Raw genomic sequence first — 18,102 nt, forward strand, 5'->3', positions numbered from 1 at the left:
GTTCTCTCTCTCAGTTCTGGCCGGTCACGGCCAGATCGGGGTCTTCTTGGTAGATCTCGCGGATGGGGCCGAGGTCGAACAGCCGGTCCGCGGTGAGCCGCAGGCCGCCGGCGTTGATCGCCTCGACGTTGCGCGCCGCCTGCTCGTCGGTGATCGCGATGAGCTGCTGGCCGGCCTGCCCGTTGCGGATGAGGTCGTTGCCCGCCTCGCAGCAGTCCAGGGTGGCGGCGGGGTCGAGCTTGAGGTCCTTGCCGTACTCGCCGACGGTCAGGTCGGTCGCGTAGCGCGGGTCGGCGAGCACGTCCCGCCAGCCCTTGATCTCGGCGCGCAGAAACGCCTTGACCTTGTCCCTGTGGCCGTCGAGGTTCTCCTGCGTGGTGATGTACGTCTGCCCGACCAGTGGGAAGCCGACGTCGGCCAGCAGCATCGTGGTGATGTCGTGGCCCAGGTGCCTCAGGTCGATGACCTGGCTGTTGATGAAGCCGAGATATCCGTCGATCTCGCCCTTCGTCATGCCGATGGGGTTGCCCTGGACCGGCACGGTCTTGATGCGGGACTGGTCGAGCCCGAGCGCCGCCAGGAACGTCCGCCACACCGGCTCGCTGGAGGAGGCGCAGCCGATGGTCTTGCCGTACAGGTCCTCGGGGGTCTTGATCGGTTTGGCGGTCATCGACATCACGCAGCCGGCGTAACGGGTGTAGACCGCGCCGATGATCTTCAAGGGGGCTCCCTTGGCGACCGCCGCGCCGACGATCGGCACCTGGGAGACACCGGCGAACGTGCGGCCCAGCACGTCGGACTCGATAGGCGGCGCCGTGGGCCCGCCCGCGACCAGCTCGCTGCCGCCGAACCCCTCCGCCCGGTAGTAACCCTTCTTGTCGGCCACGTAGCTGCCGGCGAACTGGGTGTTCTTGATCCAGGCGAGCCGCTGGGTGGCGATCCCGTGTCTGGCGCCCGCGGCGGCGGGCTCGTCGCCGCCGCCGCAACCGGCCAGCACCAACGGGGACGCCGCGGCGGCCATGAGGAACCGGCGCCGGGGAATGATCATGACGAACTCCTGAGACGGGATTGGACCAGGGTCTCGACGAGGGCGAGCACCTGGTAGACGGCGACGCAGACCACGGTGAGCACGACGACCGACGCCCACAGGCGGTCGAACTGGAACTCGTTGGCGTCGCGCATCATCTGCCCGCCGAGACCGGCGCCGGAGGCCAGCCACTGGGCGAGCAGCGCGCCGACGATCGCGGTCGTGACGGAGATGCGCGCGGCGGTGAACCAGGTCGGCACCGCGTGCGGCAGCGCGACCTTGGTGAAGGCGGTCCAGGCCGTTCCGCCGTACGCGCGGCACAGGTCGAGCCCTGCCGCGGGGGCGGACCGGACGCCGTGCAGCATGGTCAGCAGGGCGGGCACGAGGACGATCGCCGCGCCGATGGCGGCGGTGCCCGCCTCCTCCCGGCCGAAGACCAGCACGACGATCGGGGCGACCGTGACCATCGGGATCGCCCGCAGCGAGGCCAGGGCCGGCAGGAACATCCTCTCGGCGACGCCGGAGAAGGAGAACAGCACTGTGATCGCCGTGGACAGGCCGAGGCCGGCGGCGAAGCCCAGGCCGGCGTCCGCCAGGGTGCGGCCGAGCAGCGGCCACATGGCGGCCCGGTTGGCCGCGCTCGTCAGGTAGGTCCACACGTCCGTCGGCGTCTTGGCCACGAACGGGCTGACGTCCACCACGGCGAGGAACACGGTCCACACCACGACGACGGCGGCGACGGTGCCGACCAGGACGAGCAGCCCGCCGGCCGCCCGCCGTACGAGGGCGCTCACCGCGACGCCTCCGTCCACGGGGTGGCCACGCGCTCGACGGCGGCCACGGCAAGGAAGGCCAGGACGGTCATCAGGCTCGACACCAGCGTGATACCCCAGGTGCGGACGACGTCCGCGCCCTGCTGGGCGACCATCAGTGCGGCGCCCAGGCCGCGCTCCTGGCCCATGAACTCGCCGATGATGGTGCCGAGCACTGCGGCCGGCACCGCGATCTTCAGCGCGGTGAGCACGCTCGGCAGCGCCGAGAGCAACTGCACCTTGCGCAACACGGCCAGCCGGCCGCCGCCGTAGGCGCGCACCAGGTCCTCGCTGGTCCTGTCGGACAGGCGCAGCCCGTTCACGGTGCTGACCAGCGTGGTGAAGAAGACCGACACGCCCGCCATGACCACGCACGCCGTCGGACCGTTGAAGACCGCGGCCAGGATCGGCGCGATCGCCACCAGCGGGATGCAGGCGGAGGCGATCCCGACCTGGAGGACGAGCTTCTCCAACCAGGGCAGCACGATCACCAGCGCGGCGCAGCCGATCGCGGCCAGGTTGCCCCACAGGTAGCCGAGCAGGGCCGAGCCGAGCGTGGCCGGCACGTGCGCGGTGTAGAAGGAGAGGCCGTCGGCGGCCACTCCCGCGACGATCTCCGTGGGCGGCGCGATACCCGGCCCGAGCAGCCCGAGCCCGCCCAGCACCTGCCAGGCCAGCACGATCACCGCGGCGCCGGCGAACCGGGCGGTCATCCCGGGCCTCCCGCGTAGACCGCCTCGCCGAACAGGATCGCCGACAGGCGGTCCACGTACGCGTGGAACTCCGGCGTGCGCGCCAGCTCGGGCGGGCGCGGCCTGGGCAGGTCGATGGTCACGACCTCCCTGACCCGGCCCGGCCTGGCACTCATCACCACGACCGTGTCGGACAGGAATACCGCCTCGGCGATGCTGTGCGTCACCATCAGCGTCGTCGCCGGCCGCTCGGTCCAGATCCGTAGCAGCTCGCCGTTCAGGTTCTGCCTGGTCATGTCGTCCAAGGCGCCGAACGGCTCGTCTAGCAGCAGCACCCGCGGCCGGACGACCAGGGCGCGGGCTATCGCCACCCGCTGACGCATGCCGCCGGAGAGCTGGTCGGGCCGCGCGTTCTCGAATCCCGACAGCCCCACCAGGTCGATCAGCTCCTGGACGAGGTCCTCGTCCGCCGCTCCCTTGCCGATCTCCAGCGGCAGCCGGACGTTCGTCCTGACCGAGCGCCACGGCAGCAGCGCGCTGTCCTGGAAGGCGATGCCCAGGTGGTGCCGCCCGCGCATCTCGGCCGGAGTCTCCCCGTGCACCAGCACCACACCGGAGGTCGGCTCCTCCAGCCCGGCCAGAATCCGCAGGATCGTGCTCTTCCCGCACCCGGACGGCCCCAGCAGGGAGACGAACTCCCCCTCGCCGGAGCTGATGCCGACCCCGTCGAGCGCCACCACCTCGCGACGGCGCGTCGTGAACGTCTTGGTGAGTCTCTCGATGTGGATGCCGGGCGCTGTCGATGCGTCCATGCGTGCTCCTCGATCTCTTGGATCCGAACTTGGATCCAAAGGCGTGTCCCCGAACGTAGGAGCGAGGTGTTACGTCCCTGGAACGGCAGGGGCTTCCCGTGCGTTACCGGTTGCGCACTCCGGCGGTCACCGCCACGGTCAGGCGCCTCACCCGGCCGGTCCTGCACATGTGGGGCCGTGCTCTCCGGACGCCGGCTCACAGCCCCATCCCGCTCGGCCCGTCCCCGCCTGGCACGGTGCCGCCCTCGAGGACGCTCCCGCCTCGGGCGCCATCCTGGACCTAACCGAAAATTCCACGTCAGCCGGGGACCCGACCGACCTGCTTGGCGACGTGGGAAGCCCGCATCTCTTCGTGTGCCGGCAGTGCTCGTCGCTGGCTGCGGGCCGGCCCACCGTCACGCGTTCCCGATTGTCACCGATGGTCGGTGACGACTAGTTTCGTGCCACCAAGTGGCGTGGCCCTCCCTGGAGGGGGTTGAAGGTGGACGGCTCGCACACTGCCTTCCGGCTGGAGCCGGGCTCAACGGGATTCGACTCGCCGAGGCCAGTGACCGATCCCAAGGTGTGTCGTGCCGCTTGGTAAGCCGCGGCCCGGGCTGCCCAGGGGCAGGTCGCGGATTTCGTGAAACGGCAGTATCCGCAGAATTTCACAGCACCACGCTCAACGACCGCGATGGAGCGCATGTTGTGCTGTTCCACGCCCAGTATCCGCTGATCGCCTTCGTGGACGGTCGACGCCACTACTACACCGACGGGTTCCAGGACGCGCCCGCCTGAGCGAGCTCCCTCAACGACTTCGGCTTCACCGTCCTGAGTGCGTCGCTGCTCCTGTCACCGCTGTCGGAGGTGAACACTACTGCTCTGTCCGCCGCGGAGTGGGATCAGATCAAGTACTGGAAGCCGGATAACGTCGGCGCGACGCTCTTCAACTCGTGGGATTGACGGTCGGCCGTTCAGGAGGTTCTCCAGCCGCCGCACCGACGTGAGTGCCCGTTCGGGAGGCAGCCGAGCGAAAGGACGAGATCGCCGACAGGCCCACGCGTACGTCCTCGACCGACACGTCCGCACGTACGGCGCCACTGCGGCGGGCGCGCTTGACGAGCTGGGCCAGCGCTTGCGCCCGCGCGCGCCGGTCGTCGGCGAACGCGGTCCCCATCGTCTACGGTCCGGGACCGGCGGAGCGGGCGCGGGCGTCCCGTCAGCTGTCTTCGCGCAGTGAGGCCGGCGACACGCGTGATCCCGCCGACGGCCCGGCGAACTCGGCTGACGTCGGTACGACAACAGCCGTGACAAGTTCGACGGAAACCGTGGCCTCATCGGCCGGTCGGATGTCACCTTGGTGTACTGCCTGGCCACGTCGACCCTCGGGTACGCCGGCCCCGGACCGATCGGTTGGAGGCGCTGTGAACAGCGACGGAATGTTCCACATCGACGAGTCCGGCCACCTTCTCGCAATGCGTCCGGCGCCGTACGAAGCCGAAGAGGTGCTCCAGGAATTGCTGGCCACTCACCCGGACCTTCTGGCCGGCGGCCAGATGACGCCCGACGCCCCTCGCCGCTGGCTGCTGATCCGGCGGGAGGCCGGCGTCCCGGACCGTGACGGAGGAGGCGGACGGTGGAGTCTCGACCACCTCTTCGTCGACCAGGACGGCATCCCCACCGTGGTCGAGGTCAAGCGCGCCAGTGACAGCCGTATCCGCCGCGAGGTCGTCGGCCAGATGCTCGACTACGCCGCCAACGGCGTCCTCTACTGGCCCGTGCCCGGCCTGCAGGCGCTGTTCGAGCAGACGCAGCGCGAGTACGGCCGCGATCCTCAGGAGATGATCGCCCAGCTCTGCGAGGACGACGCGGTCACTGTGGAGACCTTCTTCGCCAAGGTGGGCGACAACCTGCGAGCAGGCAAGATCCGCATGGTCTTCGTCGCCGATGCCGTGCCCGACCATCTCCGCCGCATCGTGGAGTTCCTCAACGAGCAGATGAATCCCGCAGAGGTCCTCGCGGTGGAGATCAAGCAGTACGTCGCCGAGTCCCACGGATGGCGGACGCTCGCCCCGACAGTGTACGGACGCACCGCGGCCACCTCCGCCAAGTCCGCCGTTGCGCGGCCAAGCCTGAGCGAGCTTCGCGCCAACGCGGACGAAGACGTCCGCACGCTCTGGACCCTGCTTGAGCGGTGGGCTGACGAGGAGGGGCGGCTGCTGTCCCACACCGCTGCGGGCGTCATCGTCTCGGGCCGGAACGACCTGCGCATCGCTCAGCTCTATCCCAAGAATCGAGCGCTGTGCATCAACCTTGACCCGTTTCGAGGACGGGGAGACACGGAACTCGCCGAAGCCTGCCTGGCGACCCTGCGCACGATGACGGGCAAGACGCTGACCCCGGCTTATCCGTTCTTTCCCGCCCCCGATGCCGTCGCCAAGTGGGACGAGGTCGTCAAGATCCTGGATCAACTCGCCACCGCGTAAGTCGTTGAGAGCACCTCCCGATCCAGAGAACGTCCGCCCCCAGGGCCCTGGCAGAGAGGGTGCGGCGTTCCTCGCGGCCGTGGCCGCGCTCACGGCGGCGGCCGTCTCGGCCAGCGGATCCAACCTGTGTACGGCACGGAAGGCGTCCGACTTTTCGGGTTCTTTGTAATGATTTCGCGGCTTATATACGAAATATAGGATCTAGGGCCGCAATATGGGACGGAGGCGAGAAGCGATGCTAGAAGGTGCCTAAGTGCCAATTCTGTGCAAAGGAGGGCCGGAGTCATTGAGACGATCCTTGCGAGATTTCTCAGAGGCGAGCCGGTGGGCGAGAAAGTACCTCATGCCATCCTGAACTCCTGGCGCCGCTGCCAGGCCACCGGCCTCGACCCCGACAAGCTGGACTTCGCCGACCCCGTCGAACTGGACCTCGACAACGAGCTCGTCCAGATGGCCCACCCGGTGATCGAACACTACCGCCCCGTACTCAGCGACACGAAGGCGGTCCTGATCCTCCTGGACGAGCAGGCGAGGCTGCTCCTGCGCTGCGAGGGCGACGCGCAACTGGCGCGAGCGTACGACCGGGCGAAGGCCATCCCCGGCGTGTGCTACTCCGAAGACCTGCTCGGAACCACCGCGGGCGGCACCGCGCTGCTGGCCAGACGGCCGGTCCGGGTCGCGGGCAGCGAGCACCACGCCCGGCGCCTGTACCCCTTCACCGCCACCGGCGTCCCGATCCTGGACCCACTGACCGGCCACGCGCGCGGTGTGCTGACGATCTCCTGTCGCAACGAGAACGAGCATCCGGCGATGGGCCGCCTCGCCCGCGAGATCGCCAGGGCCATCGAGCAGCGGTTCCTGGAGCGGAGCACCGCACGCGAGCGCACCTTGTTCGAGGCGTACCTGCGCACCGGGGACGTCCCCCGCCTCCGGCCGCCTGAGGAGACCGGCCCGCTGCTCCGCGAGCTGACCGGGACCGATCACCTCCTGCTGGAGGAGAAGGCCGCCGAGCTGATCGCGTACGGCAAGCGGGCGGCCGTCGAGGTCGCCCTGTCCCACGGCCGGGTGGCCACCCTGCGGTCGCTGCCGAGAACCGAGCCCGTCGGCGTGGTCGGCGTCGTGGCCCAGGTGAGGATCGAGGGCGGGCCGTGGCGGGAACTCGCCGACGCCTCCGTCCAGCCGGAGCCGGCCCTGCTCGAACGTCCGTCGCGTCCGCTACCGGCGGCGGTGAACACCGGGAACCGACCGGTACCAGCAGCGATGAACACCACGAACCGACCGGTACCAGCAGCGGTGGACACCACGAACCAGCCGGCACTGGCAGCGATGAATACGCCGGTGCCGGCGGCGTCGCCCGGCCCCGAGCCGAAGCCGCACACAGGCACCGACCCCTGGCTGTTCCTGTTCGGCGAGCCCGAGGTCGGCAGGATCGCGGCCACGGCGCGTAAGCGGCTGCGGCTGATGTACGAGGCCATGGCGGAGATCGGCCAGACCCTGGACGTGGCGCGGACGGCCGAGGAGCTCGCCGAGGTGGCCCTCCCCGAGTTCGCCGACATGGTCACGGTGGACCTGCACGACTACGTGACGTCCGGCCAGGAGCCCAGCCCGGAGACCATGGGACTGCGGCGGACGGCGGTCAAGGGAATGCAGCAGCAGACCCTCTCCGTCGCAGCCGGGGAGCCGGTCCACTACCTCGCCTCCTCCGCCCAGGCCCGGTGCCTGTCCGAGGAACAGACGTCGCGATGGCCGGACCCACGCAATCCGGGGCCCGAGACGCCGTGGACGGTGGACCTGGCACCCGCGGCCGGATTCCCCGCAGGCGTCGCCGTCCCGCTGCTGGCGCACGGCAGGGTGCTGGGAGTGGCGACCTTCCTGCGCGCCGCCCCGTCCGGCTCCTTCGACGACGACGAGCTGTGGCTGGCCGAGGAGCTGGCCTCGCGGACCGCGCTGAGCATGGACAACGCCCGCCGCTTCGCCCGGGAGCACGCCATGGTGCTCGCCCTGCGTCGCAGCATGACCCCCTGGGACGTCCCCGAGAGCAGCGCCGTGGAGGTGGCGCACCGCTGCGTGCCCGCGATGACCGGCGCCCGGGGCGACTGGCACGACGTCATCCCCCTGTCGGGGGCTCGGGTCGCCCTGGTGGTGGGCGACGTCGCGGGCCGCGACCTGCACGCCGCGGGCGCCATGGCGCGCCTGCGCACCACCGTCGGCAACTTCGCCGCGCTCGACATGCCGCCCGAGGACATCCTCGGCTACCTCGACGATCTGGTACGCAGCCTGGACCACGGGAAGGCAGGCGAGGGCGAGCGGACGGACCGGACCCACGGCCGCGCCACCGGCACGACCTGCGCGTACGCCGTCTACGACCCCACCTCCCAGCGCTGCGCCATCGCCTCGGCCGGACATCCGGCGCCCGCGGTCGTCCGGCCGGACGGCAGCGTGGAGTTCCTGGACCTGCCGCTGGGGCCGCCGCTCGGACGCGGCGGCTCGGTGTTCGAGACGGCCGAGGTGGACCTGCCTGAGGGAAGCAGCCTCGTGCTCTACACCAGGGGGCTGATCGGCGAGAGCGACGGCAGGAAACGGCGCCTGCGCCAGGCCCTGGCCGGCCCCGGCCGTACGGCGGAGCAGACCTGCGCCGCGGTGCTGGACGCCGTGCCGCCGGCCCACCTGGCGGATGAGTTCACCCTGCTGGTGGCCCGGACCAGCGCCACCCCGGCCGACCACGTCGCCTGCTGGGATGTGTCGCCTGATCCGGCGATGGTCGCCCAGGTGCGCGCCGAGGTCGACCGGCTCCTGGCCGCCTGGGACATGGAGGAGCTCGGCTTCAGCGCCGAACTGGTCTTCAGCGAGCTGGTGACCAACGCCATCCGGTACGGCAGGGAGCCCATCAAGGCGCGGCTGCTGCTGGACAACAGCCTGATCTGCGAGGTCTCCGACGCCGGCGAGACCTCCCCGCGCCCCCGCCGCGCCGCCGACACCGACGAGGGCGGGCGCGGGCTGTACCTGGTGGCGCAGCTCGCCGAGCGCTGGGGCACCCGCTACACCCGCCGCGGCAAGGTCATCTGGGCCGAGCTGTCCCTCACCGATCGCGATCGGCTCATCGAGTCATGACCTAGCGGGCCACGACCGGCGTCTCACCCGGAGGCGGCACGGTCCGGCCGTCACTCCTCCAGGGCTCCCCATGACCGCGTCCTCATGCACACGCCTGTGGTCACCACCGTCCCCCTGGTCACGTACAAAACTCCCGATCTGGGGTCGGCACCCTGCAAGGACCGCCGCAAACGGGGGCGGGCGTGATCAGGGTTTGCGCTTCTTCCGGCGGCCTCGGGCTCCCGGCGGCCGGGTGGGGACGAGGCGGAGGGGATGACGGGCGGTCCTACGGAGCGGCTCGGCCACCAGCTCGCGCAGCTCCCGCAATCCCACGACATCGGGGTGCCCCGACGCGAGGACCGCCTCCACGAACTCGTACGCGTCCCCCATCCCCTTGAGCTGCTCGACAAGCCCCTCAGGCCCCGCGAGCTCCAGCACTGACAGGAAGTTCTCCGCTCCCATCAGCAGGCTCTCCCGCTCGCTCAACGACCCGGGCTCCATCTCTCCGGCATCGATGAGCTGCGTCCATACGGCGGGTCCGAGGATCGGGTCGTGACGCAGGTCGTGCAGAAGCCGCCGTTCGGGCAGGGCGTCGGCCAGAACGCGCAGCATCGCCCCCGTCCTCGTACGGAACGGGCAGTCCCGCGCGGCCTGCAGCAACATCTCGACGTCCTGCCCCGGGCGGGCCAGCCACCCCTGGAGCTCCGCGACGGCGTCCTTGGGCGGATAGTGCTGGGCGAGCACCCCGAGCAGTTCGGCCGGTGGGGCGGTGGCCAGTTCGCCGACGAGGGGAGCGTCGCGGCCTTCGGCGAGGAGGCGGTCGCGGACGCCGCGGACGCCGAGCGAGGTGAGGCGGACCAGCGAGAGGTCGGGCTCGGCGAGGGCGGTGCGCAGGCGGGTGACCGCGTCCGGCGGCAAGGGCTGGTCGCCGTGATCGAGATCGCTCGCGTAGAGGGGGTCGGCGCTGCCTCGGGTGAGCTCCACGGCCCCGAGATCGGACAGGACCTCGAACATGCGCCCCAGGTCCCGAGCGGCCTCGCGGCGCCAGAGATCACGCAGGTGCTCTTCCTCCTGGTCGAGGATGAAGTACTCCTGGCAGGCCAGCCACACCGTCTCTTCGAGCCGGACCACCGGCATCTCGTCCAGCCCGTACATGGAGTTGAGCACGTCCGGGAGGATCTCGTGAAAGATGTCGGCCAGGATGGGCTCGGGCCGCCACGTCGCGACGGGCACGGTGACCGCACGGCCCAGCTCCGGCAGCACCTCGAACGCGCGCCGCCACAGCGCCTCCGGGTCGCGCAGCAGGGGTGCGGCCTTGGCCACGCGGAAGAGCCGGCCCTTGCTGGTGCGGGTCAGGCGCAGCTTCTTGGCCCAGGCGAGCAGCAGGTTGAGCTGGGGCAGATCGGTGGCGCTGCGGACGCGCAGCCGGTCCTCACCGGTGCCCAGCAGGGCCGACGCGTCGAGGGCGTCGGCGACGCGGAGGTTGCCCGCGTCGGTGAGGGCGCGGCCGTCCTTGCCCACCCAATGGGCCAGGGTGATGAGACGCTGGACGGTCTGGCTGCGCGCGGCGGCCTCCGTCAGCTCGGGGGCGGGGGGCAGGGAGACAGGCGGCTGGGGGAAGGCGCGTTCCTCGCCGATGCCGCCGTTCACGAAGCGGTTCTGCATGATCTTGTCGAGCACCTGCTCGTCGTACGGAACGCGACCGGCGTCGAGATCGCGCTTGAACCGCTCGAACGCCCCCGGAACGGTCAGATCGACGCCCTGGTGGAGAGCCGTGTGCGCCCAGAAGGTCGCCAGCCCTCGCAGCGTGGGATCGTCGAGCGCGGCCGCGTACTCCGCCAGCGCCCCGGCGATGATCTCCTCCGCTTCTGCGAACGTGGCGCCGCGCGGGTCGCGAAGGCCCGTGACATCGAGATAGCGCAGGTACGTGCGCAGCACCTCCGGGGCGAGGTCGAGCTCCTTCCGCGGGGCCGTCACCTTGTACGGCACGTACCGCAGCAGGAAGAACCTGATGCGCGCACCGTCCCAGTAAGTCAGCCGGCCGTCACGGCTCTCGTGCCGCGCGTCGACGGCGGCGGAGAGCAGCAGGCCATCGACCGGATGCCCGCGCTCCTCGGCCCAGGTGACACACCGCCGGATCAGCAGATCCTTGGCGGCCTCGAACTCCTCGAACTCTTCAGGCTCGAACCAGGTACGCACGGTCCAAGCCTCCCATCCTTACCGGGTCACCGTCTCACCTGTCAGACGGGAGTCTCCGGCGGCCCAGGCGATGAGAAGGGTGCAGGCCCTCTCGCGACCGGCGTGACTTCACCGGCTGCTCGGCTTGACCAGGCCGGAGTCGTAGGACAGGACGACCGCCTGGGCTGCGGCTGGCGAGTCCCAGCTTGGCCATGAGCCGGTTGAGGTGCGTTTTGACCGTGCCCTCGCTGACCGACAGCCGCTTGGCGATCTCCTTGTTGGACAGCGCGCAGCCTACGAGGCGCAGCACCTCGGTCTCCCGGGCGGTCAGGCGGCCGAGCTCCGGGGAAGGGACGGCCGCCGGCGGGTCGACGAAGGCTTCGATCAGCCGTCTGGTGGCGCTGGGCGCGAGCAGGATGTCGCCGGAGGCGACCGTGTGGATCGCGGCGATGAGGCGCTCGGGCGGCGTGTCCTTGAGCAGGAAGCCGCCCGCGCCCAGCCGCAGCGCGTTGTAGACGTACTCGTCCAGGTCGAAGGTCGTCAGGATGAGGACCTTGGGCGCCGTCGGCTCGGCGGCGGCCAGGATCTGTTCGGTGGCGGTGAGGCCGTCCATCCCCGGCATGCGGATGTCCATGAGAACGACGTCGGGTTTGAGTGTGGCGGCGAGCCGTACCGCTTGCTCACCGTCTTCGGCCTCGCCCACCACGGTCAGTCCCGCCGCGCGCAGGAGTGCCGCCAGGCCCGCGCGGATGAGCACCTGATCGTCGACCACCAGCACACTGATCATGGACCTGTTTCGCTCGACCTCGCCGGGTGGGAGCAGCGGAAGACCGCCAGCACCTCGAAGCCGCCTTGCGGCAACGGGCCCGCCTTGAGGGTGCCCTGATAGAGCCTGACACGCTCAGTCATGCCGATCAAGCCGTTGCCGTCCGGTCCCGGCTCCGGCCGCGCGGAGGCGACGCCGGGGCCGTCGCATCCACAACGCGGGGCACTCGAAGTACTGGGCGACCTTCTCCCTCAGCAAGAAGCACACCGTCGAGTACTGGGTGCAGTACTACAAGTGATCCACTGCAGTGGTGGCTCCGGGTTCCGCCGTCAGGTTGCCGAATCCGGAGCCATGCGTGGTCGTAAGCGGAGCCAGGGCTCAGCCGCGTGGCGCGTACATGATCACCAGGAGCGCCGATCACCACCCCGACCCCTTCACGCCGCCGCATCCGGAGCAAGCACGCAAGCAACGCGTACACGCGTCCTTGTTCCGGATCGCCGAACGGCATGCGGCCACCGACGAGCAGCGCAGCCGGCAGACCCATCCATCGGCCGTCGGCCCGCACGAGGCCGTCAGGCTCGTGTCGTTCCTGCTCAGCGGGGTCGCAAAGCTGGATGACGGCGAGCCGGAGGTGGACCACGCCGACATCACCGCGGCGTTGAGCCTCGTCCCACTGGTCCGCGGGGAGCTGGACGCGCTGGAGGCCGGGCTCCTGCAGATGGCGCGTGGCCGCGGCATGACCTGGCAGGAGATCGCCTTCGGGCTTGGGCTGGGCACCGCGCACCCCTACCCGCTCTCGATCCCGCAGTGGGAGGTCGAGACCACCCGCTGGTCGGTCACCGAGTCGCCGGTCTCGATCCGTCGCTGTTCCTCGCCGGCAAGTCCGTCCTGGTCGACCTGGCCGGGATCCTTCCGAACGACCTCGGTGCCACGCGCGCCCAGCCGATGGACGGCCTGCCTCATGCGATTCTGGTCCGACCGACGGCTACGCGGCCTGGGCGGCGGACACCGCTCCCGGCTTGGACGCCCTCATCGGCAATCCGTGCTGGCCCCTCATGGGGTAGGTCCGCGGAGAGACAGGCCCGTATAGGCGACAGAGAATTCGCAGCTCGCCCCGCCGCGAGAGCACCCAACCGACGCTCGGCCGCGCCCGTTACGACGTCCCGGACAGCCGCTCGACGCCGCGCAGTAGCGCGGAGTGGTCGAGCGCGCCGTCGCCGGTCGCGTTCGCCGAGGCCACCAGTTGGGCGACGAGCGCACCGAGCGGCAGCACGACGCCGGCCTCGCGGGCGGCGGAGGTGACGATGCCCATGTCCTTGTGGTGCAGGGCGATGCGGAAGCCGGGCTCGAAGGAGTGGGCGAGCATGTTGGCGCGCTTCTGCGTCAGCACGGCCGAGCCGGCCAGGCCGCCGCCGAGCACCTCGAGCGCCGCCTCCAGATTCACCCCGTACGCCCGCAGGAACACCACGGCCTCGGCCAGCGCCTCGATGTTGGCGGCGACGATGAGCTGGTTGGCCGCCTTGACCGTCTGGCCGGAGCCGCTCGGCCCGACGTGGACAACCGTCTTGCCGACCACGTCGAAGATCGGCGTGGCGGCGTCGAAGTCGGCGCTCTCGCCGCCCACCATGATCGACAGTGCGGCGTTCCTGGCGCCGGCCTCGCCGCCCGAGACGGGAGCGTCGAGGTAGCGCAGGCCGCGCCGGGCGGCCTCGTCCGCCAGCTCGCGGGTGATGTCGGGGCGGATCGAGGAGAAGTCGATGATCAGCGTGCCGGCGGCGGCGTGTGCGAAGACGCCGTCGTCGCCGGTCAGCACGTCCTGGACGTCGAGAGAGTCGGGGACCATGAGGGCGACGACCTCGGCGCCCGTCACGGCGTCGGCGATGGACGGGGCCACTCGGCCGCCGGCCTCGGCCAGCGGCTTGGTCTTCTCGGGCGAGCGGTTGTAGCCGGTCACGCTGTGCCCGGCCTTGACGAGGTGGACGGCCATGGGGCTGCCCATGATGCCGAGGCCGATGAAGGCTATGGTCACGTTGATCCTTCCGCGCGTCGTTCGCGTGGTAGCCAGTCGAAGGCGCCCGGGCCTTCGACGCGGTATTCGAGGCCGATGTATCCGTCGTATCCGGTGGCGTACACGTCGTCGATCCACTGCTGGATCGGCAGCGTGCCGTCGCCGGGCGCACCCCGGCCAGGGGCGTCGGCGATCTGTACGTGGGCGATGCGCGGCGCGTACCGCTCGATGACGGCCGGTACGTCGTCACCGTTGGTGGCCAGGTGGTAGAAGTCGGCCAGCAGCCCGAGAGCGGGCACGTCACCCAGCCGGTCGAGCACGGCCACGGCGTCCGCGGCCGTCAGCAGCGGGTAGCGCGGCGCGCCGCTGACCGGCTCCAGCAGCACGGTGCCGCGCACACCGCGCGCGCAGGCCGCCAGCATCTCGGCGGCCAGGTCGTCCTGCTCCCTGGGGTCGGCCCCTTCCACGCGGTTGCCGTAGAGGGCGTTGAACATCTCGCAGCCGAGCCGTTCCCCTATGGAGGCCGCCACGGGGATGTTGTCGAGCAGTTCGCGTGAGCGTCCGGGCCACGACACCAGGCCGCGGTCGCCGGCCGGCATGTCGCCGGCGAAGAAGTTGAGCCCGGTCAGCCGTACCCCGGAGTCGTCGACGGCGCGTACGAACGCGTCCACCTCGCGGTCGGTGGGCTCCGCGACCGGCCACGGCCACCAGAATTCGACCGACGTGAACCCGTCGGCCGCCGCCGCGGCAGGACGAGACAGCAGGGGCAGGTCCGTGTAGAGGATCGAGCAGTTGACGGTCCACCTGGTCAAGCGGGGGTCCCTTCCGACTGTTCGCGGCGGAGCTGGCCGACCAGGCGTTCCTGGGCTTGGTCCAGATGATGGGCGAGGCACTGCTGCGCCCGCTCGGGATCCCCGTCGCTGATCGCCTTGAGTATGTCGTCGTGTTCGTGCACCACGTTCGTCGGGTTGGTGGTGCGGTGGGCCTGGAACTGGCCCATGGTGAGGTGCACCTCCCCGAGGATCACCTCGTGCATCCTCGACAGCCGGCGGCTCCCGACGGCGGCGACCAGCGCGGAATGGAAGGCGATGTCGGCCTCCACCTGGTTGGCGAAGGCCATGTCACCGGCCGCGGCCTTCATCGACGCCTGCGCGCGCACGGCCGCGGGTGGCACGGTGGCCGTGCGGGCGAGCGCCGCGACCGCCGCGCGTTCGACGGTCTCGCGGCTGAAGTAGAGGTCGCGGATCTCGTCCTCGTCCAGTTTCGGGACCACGGCGGTCTTGTGCGTGGTACGGCGCAGCAGCCCGAGCGCGGTGAGCCGCTCCAGGCACGCCTTCGCGGTGGGGCGCGCGACGCTGTATTCGCTGGCGATGCGGACCTCGGTGAGCTTCTCCCCGGGGGCGATTTCGCCGTTGACGATGCGTTTGCGTACCGACTCGTAGAGCGCTTCCGTCAGAGACGACGGTCCGAGGGGAAAGCTGTTCTGGCTGTCCACTGAATCCCTTCAAGATCCCCGAAATCGTCAGACAAGTATACCGCCTCATTAATATCCGGCGGTCTTGTCCACGACATTCCGCAGCGGCTCTCCGCGGGTGAATCTGGCCACATTGTCGAGCAGGATGTCGAACCCCCTACGGGTGGTCTCCTGCGTGGTGGCGCCGTTGTGCGGGGTGACGATGATGTTCGGCAACGACCAGAACGGGCTGTCCTGGGGAAGCGGCTCCACGCTGTGCGCGTCCAGCCCCGCCCCTGCGATCTCGCCCCGCCGCAACGCGTCGAGCAGAGCCTCGTCGTCGGCGATCCCGCCGCGCGAGACGCAGACGAAGCACGCCGTACGTTTCATCGCCGCGAACGCCTCCCGGCCGAACTGCCCCGCGGTGGCCGCCGTGAGCGGCGCGGTGACCACCACGAAGTCCGACTCGGCGAGGAAGCGCGGGAACTCGTCCTGGCCGAGCAGTTCGTCCACGCCGGGCGCGGGCGTCCCGGACCTGCGGCGCATGCCGAGCACCCGCATGTGGAACGCCTTGGCCTTGGCCGCCAGGTCGAGGCCGGCGTTGCCCAGCCCGTACAGGCCGACCGTCCGGCCCGCCAGCTCGCCGTGGACGTGGCGGTCCCAGCGGCGCTCGGCCTGGGCGCGCAGCCAGCGCGGCGCGTCCCGGCTCAGCATGAGCAGCAGCATCATCGCGTGCTCGGCCAGCGGGATCGCGCCGTTGCCGGCGGAGGAGGTGAGCGTCACGTCGCTCGCGAGCAGCCCGTCCGACAGGACCGCGTCCACGCCCGCCGCCGGGCTGTGCACCCAGCGCAGCCTGCGGGCCCCGGCCAGCAGCGGGTCCGGCACGTGGCCGACGACCGCGTCCGCGAGCTCGATCACGGGGGGCAGGTCGGTCGTGAACTCGACGCGCGCACCGGTGGCTGCCCGTCGGATGCGGTCGCGGGCCAGGTCGTCGTGGCCGCCGGTGACGATGATTCTCATTTGAGTCCCGTGGTGGCGATGCCGCGAATGAGCTGTTTCTGGGCCACGGCGAAGAAGATGAGCACGGGCAGCAGCGACACGAGCGACATCGCGAACAGCATGCCCACGCCGCTCTGCGACTCCGAGTCCACCATGGAGTTGAGCGCCACCGGCACCGTGAACATCTTCGGAGACGTGAGATAGATCAGCGGCACGAAGAAGTCGTTCCAGGTCCAGATGAAGGTGAAGATCGTGGTGGTCACGAGCGCGGGCCGCATGAGCGGCAGGACCACGTACCAGAAGGTGCGGAAGGGACCCGCGCCGTCGATCCAGGCCGCGCGGTCGAGATCGCGCGGGATGGTCCTGATGAACTGCACCATCAGGTAGATGAAGAACGCGTCGGTGGCCAGGAACTTCGGGACGAGCAGCGGGAAGTACGTGTTCACCAGGTCGAACTGGGAGAAGAAGATGTACTGCGGGATCACCAGCACGTGCATCGGCAGCATCACAGAGACCAGCGTGATGGCGAGATAGAGCTTCCGCATCCTGAAGTCCAGCCTGGCCAGCGCGAACGCGGTCAGCGAGCAGGAGAAGAGGTTGCCGATGATCGAGCCGACGGTGACGACCAGCGAGTTGAGGAAGAAGACGGTGAAGGGGCGGTTGAGCGCGTTCCACCCCTCTACGAAGTTGTCGAAGGTGATCTCGCTGGGGATGATGCCGGGCTCGGTCAGGATCAGGTGGTCGGGCTTGAGCGAGCTGGCGATCATCCAGACCAGCGGATAGAGCATCAGCAGCACGAAGGCGCCGAGGCCGAGGTGCTTGAGCACGTCACGGCGGCCGCGCCGGCGTGCGGCGGCCTTGGCCGGGGTACGCGCGGACTCGAGCGAGGTGGTCGCGGTCGTCATCAGTCGTCTCCGTAGAAGACCCAGTATTTCGACAGGACGAAGTGCACGGCCGTTATCAGGGCGATCGCGCCCATCAGCACCCAGGCCAGTGCCGAGGCGTAGCCCATGTCGAAGTTCATGAAGCCCTGCTGGTAGATGTAGAGCGTGTAGAACAGCGTCGAGTTGGCGGGGCCGCCGGTGCCGCCGCTGATGACGTGGGCCTGGGTGAAGGTCTGGAACGCGCCGATCGTCTGCAGGATCAGGTTGAAGAAGATGATCGGGGTGATCAGCGGGATCGTGACGCGGGTGAACTGCCGCACCACCCCGGCGCCGTCCACCTTGGCGGCCTCGTACAGTTCCTCAGGGACCTGGCGGAGGCCGGCCAGGAAGATGACCATCGGCGAGCCGAACGTCCACACGTTCAGGACGATCAGCGTGGACAGCGACAGGCTGGGGTTCTGCAGCCAGCTCCCGAGCTCCAGCCCGAACAGGGACAGCCCTCGGTCGACGAGGCCGTCGTCGCCGAAGATCTGCCGCCACAGGATCGCCACTGCCACGCTCGTGCCGAGCAGCGAGGGCAGGTAGAAGGCGCTGCGGTAGAAGGCCAGGCCGCGCAGGCCGCGGTCGAGGATCAGGGCGAGCAGCAGCGCGAAGCCCAGTTGTAGCGGGATGGAGACCAGGACGTAAACCGCCGTGACCCGGACGGCGGCCCAGAAGTACTCGTCCTGGAACATCCGCTCGAAGTTCTCCAGACCGTTGAACTCCGGGGTGCTGAGGATGTTGTAGTCGGTGAAGGCCAGGTAGAGGGAGGCGAGCAGCGGCACCGCCGTGACCAGCGCCAGACCGAGCCACCAGGGGATGAGGAACACGTGCGCGGCGCGGCCCTGGTTGAGGAGGCTGCGTTTTGCCACGACGC

At 70.0% G+C, this 18,102-nt stretch carries 16 protein-coding genes; 3 read left to right on the forward strand and 13 right to left on the reverse strand.

All coding sequences use genetic code 11. The features are described 5' to 3' along the window. Window positions 1-10 precede the first annotated feature (10 nt). From ACIBQX_RS40330 to ACIBQX_RS40350, 5 genes are all read right to left on the reverse strand, one after another. Window positions 11-1,048 carry an ABC transporter substrate-binding protein gene (locus ACIBQX_RS40330; RefSeq protein ID WP_397014129.1) on the reverse strand — a complete coding sequence of 346 codons (1,038 nt, stop codon included), beginning with the start codon at window positions 1,046-1,048 and terminating at the stop codon, window positions 11-13. Further along, window positions 1,045-1,821 (reverse strand): ABC transporter permease, encoded by a 777-nt coding sequence (locus tag ACIBQX_RS40335; protein WP_397014131.1) that lies wholly within the window; start codon window positions 1,819-1,821, stop codon window positions 1,045-1,047. Before ACIBQX_RS40335 ends, ACIBQX_RS40330 begins: the two co-directional genes overlap by 4 nt. Further along, window positions 1,818-2,552 carry an ABC transporter permease gene (locus ACIBQX_RS40340; protein ID WP_397014133.1) on the reverse strand — a complete coding sequence of 245 codons (735 nt, stop codon included), beginning with the start codon at window positions 2,550-2,552 and terminating at the stop codon, window positions 1,818-1,820. Before ACIBQX_RS40340 ends, ACIBQX_RS40335 begins: the two co-directional genes overlap by 4 nt. Next, window positions 2,549-3,343 carry an ABC transporter ATP-binding protein gene (locus tag ACIBQX_RS40345; RefSeq protein WP_397014135.1) on the reverse strand — a complete coding sequence of 265 codons (795 nt, stop codon included), beginning with the start codon at window positions 3,341-3,343 and terminating at the stop codon, window positions 2,549-2,551. Before ACIBQX_RS40345 ends, ACIBQX_RS40340 begins: the two co-directional genes overlap by 4 nt. A gap of 925 nt (window positions 3,344-4,268) precedes the next feature. Then, window positions 4,269-4,499, reverse strand: coding sequence for a hypothetical protein (locus tag ACIBQX_RS40350; RefSeq protein ID WP_397014137.1), 231 nt, complete (start codon window positions 4,497-4,499; stop codon window positions 4,269-4,271). A 247-nt stretch (window positions 4,500-4,746) separates the two neighbouring features. Here ACIBQX_RS40350 and ACIBQX_RS40355 point away from each other — a divergent pair, with 247 nt between their 5' ends. Next, a complete protein-coding gene (locus ACIBQX_RS40355; RefSeq protein ID WP_397014139.1) occupies window positions 4,747-5,808 on the forward strand; it encodes a hypothetical protein in 1,062 nt (353 codons plus the stop codon). 324 nt (window positions 5,809-6,132) lie between these two features. Beyond that, window positions 6,133-8,919 carry a SpoIIE family protein phosphatase gene (locus ACIBQX_RS40360; protein ID WP_397014141.1) on the forward strand — a complete coding sequence of 929 codons (2,787 nt, stop codon included), beginning with the start codon at window positions 6,133-6,135 and terminating at the stop codon, window positions 8,917-8,919. Window positions 8,920-9,105: 186 nt separating this feature from the next. On the opposite strand, the gene ACIBQX_RS40365 is transcribed toward ACIBQX_RS40360, so the two are convergent. Both ACIBQX_RS40365 and ACIBQX_RS40370 read right to left on the reverse strand, forming a co-directional pair. Beyond that, window positions 9,106-11,097: a hypothetical protein gene (locus ACIBQX_RS40365; RefSeq protein ID WP_397014143.1), complete on the reverse strand. Its 1,992-nt coding sequence runs from the start codon at window positions 11,095-11,097 to the stop codon at window positions 9,106-9,108. 34 nt (window positions 11,098-11,131) lie between these two features. Beyond that, window positions 11,132-11,863 (reverse strand): response regulator, encoded by a 732-nt coding sequence (locus tag ACIBQX_RS40370; protein WP_397014145.1) that lies wholly within the window; start codon window positions 11,861-11,863, stop codon window positions 11,132-11,134. Between the two features lie 334 nt (window positions 11,864-12,197). Here ACIBQX_RS40370 and ACIBQX_RS40375 point away from each other — a divergent pair, with 334 nt between their 5' ends. Beyond that, entirely contained in the window at window positions 12,198-12,932 is a 735-nt protein-coding gene (locus tag ACIBQX_RS40375; protein WP_397014147.1) for a hypothetical protein, read from the forward strand. A 63-nt stretch (window positions 12,933-12,995) separates the two neighbouring features. Here ACIBQX_RS40375 and ACIBQX_RS40380 read toward each other — a convergent pair whose 3' ends face one another. Genes ACIBQX_RS40380 through ACIBQX_RS40405 form a run of 6 tightly spaced genes read right to left on the reverse strand, consistent with a single transcriptional unit; the run spans window position 12,996 to window position 18,097 of the window. After that, window positions 12,996-13,871, reverse strand: a complete 876-nt coding sequence (locus ACIBQX_RS40380; RefSeq protein ID WP_397014149.1) for a 2-hydroxy-3-oxopropionate reductase — start codon at window positions 13,869-13,871, stop codon at window positions 12,996-12,998. After that, entirely contained in the window at window positions 13,868-14,662 is a 795-nt protein-coding gene (locus ACIBQX_RS40385) for a hydroxypyruvate isomerase family protein (protein WP_397014151.1), read from the reverse strand. Before ACIBQX_RS40385 ends, ACIBQX_RS40380 begins: the two co-directional genes overlap by 4 nt. Continuing rightward, window positions 14,659-15,345, reverse strand: a complete 687-nt coding sequence (locus tag ACIBQX_RS40390; protein WP_397014153.1) for a GntR family transcriptional regulator — start codon at window positions 15,343-15,345, stop codon at window positions 14,659-14,661. The genes ACIBQX_RS40385 and ACIBQX_RS40390 overlap by 4 nt, the downstream gene beginning before the upstream one ends. Window positions 15,346-15,393: 48 nt before the next feature. Further along, complete coding sequence (locus ACIBQX_RS40395; protein WP_397014155.1) at window positions 15,394-16,323, reverse strand: D-2-hydroxyacid dehydrogenase; 930 nt, start codon at window positions 16,321-16,323, stop codon at window positions 15,394-15,396. Continuing rightward, entirely contained in the window at window positions 16,320-17,207 is an 888-nt protein-coding gene (locus ACIBQX_RS40400; protein WP_397014157.1) for a carbohydrate ABC transporter permease, read from the reverse strand. The genes ACIBQX_RS40395 and ACIBQX_RS40400 overlap by 4 nt, the downstream gene beginning before the upstream one ends. Beyond that, a complete protein-coding gene (locus ACIBQX_RS40405; RefSeq protein WP_397014159.1) occupies window positions 17,207-18,097 on the reverse strand; it encodes a carbohydrate ABC transporter permease in 891 nt (296 codons plus the stop codon). Before ACIBQX_RS40405 ends, ACIBQX_RS40400 begins: the two co-directional genes overlap by 1 nt. Window positions 18,098-18,102 lie beyond the last annotated feature (5 nt).

This window comes from Nonomuraea sp. NPDC049714 (genome assembly GCF_044465295.1).
Classification (GTDB): Bacteria; Actinomycetota; Actinomycetes; order Streptosporangiales; family Streptosporangiaceae; genus Nonomuraea.

Excerpts from the sequence above, each read along its gene's own strand:
- ACIBQX_RS40330 (WP_397014129.1), bottom strand. The coding sequence starts at position 1,048 with ATGATCATTCCCCGGCGCCGGTTCCTCATGGCCGCCGCGGCGTCCCCG.
- ACIBQX_RS40340 (WP_397014133.1), bottom strand. The coding sequence starts at position 2,552 with ATGACCGCCCGGTTCGCCGGCGCCGCGGTGATCGTGCTGGCCTGGCAG.
- ACIBQX_RS40345 (WP_397014135.1), bottom strand. The coding sequence starts at position 3,343 with ATGGACGCATCGACAGCGCCCGGCATCCACATCGAGAGACTCACCAAG.
- ACIBQX_RS40350 (WP_397014137.1), bottom strand. The coding sequence starts at position 4,499 with ATGGGGACCGCGTTCGCCGACGACCGGCGCGCGCGGGCGCAAGCGCTG.
- ACIBQX_RS40370 (WP_397014145.1), bottom strand. The coding sequence starts at position 11,863 with ATGATCAGTGTGCTGGTGGTCGACGATCAGGTGCTCATCCGCGCGGGC.
- ACIBQX_RS40395 (WP_397014155.1), bottom strand. The coding sequence starts at position 16,323 with ATGAGAATCATCGTCACCGGCGGCCACGACGACCTGGCCCGCGACCGC.
- ACIBQX_RS40400 (WP_397014157.1), bottom strand. The coding sequence starts at position 17,207 with ATGACGACCGCGACCACCTCGCTCGAGTCCGCGCGTACCCCGGCCAAG.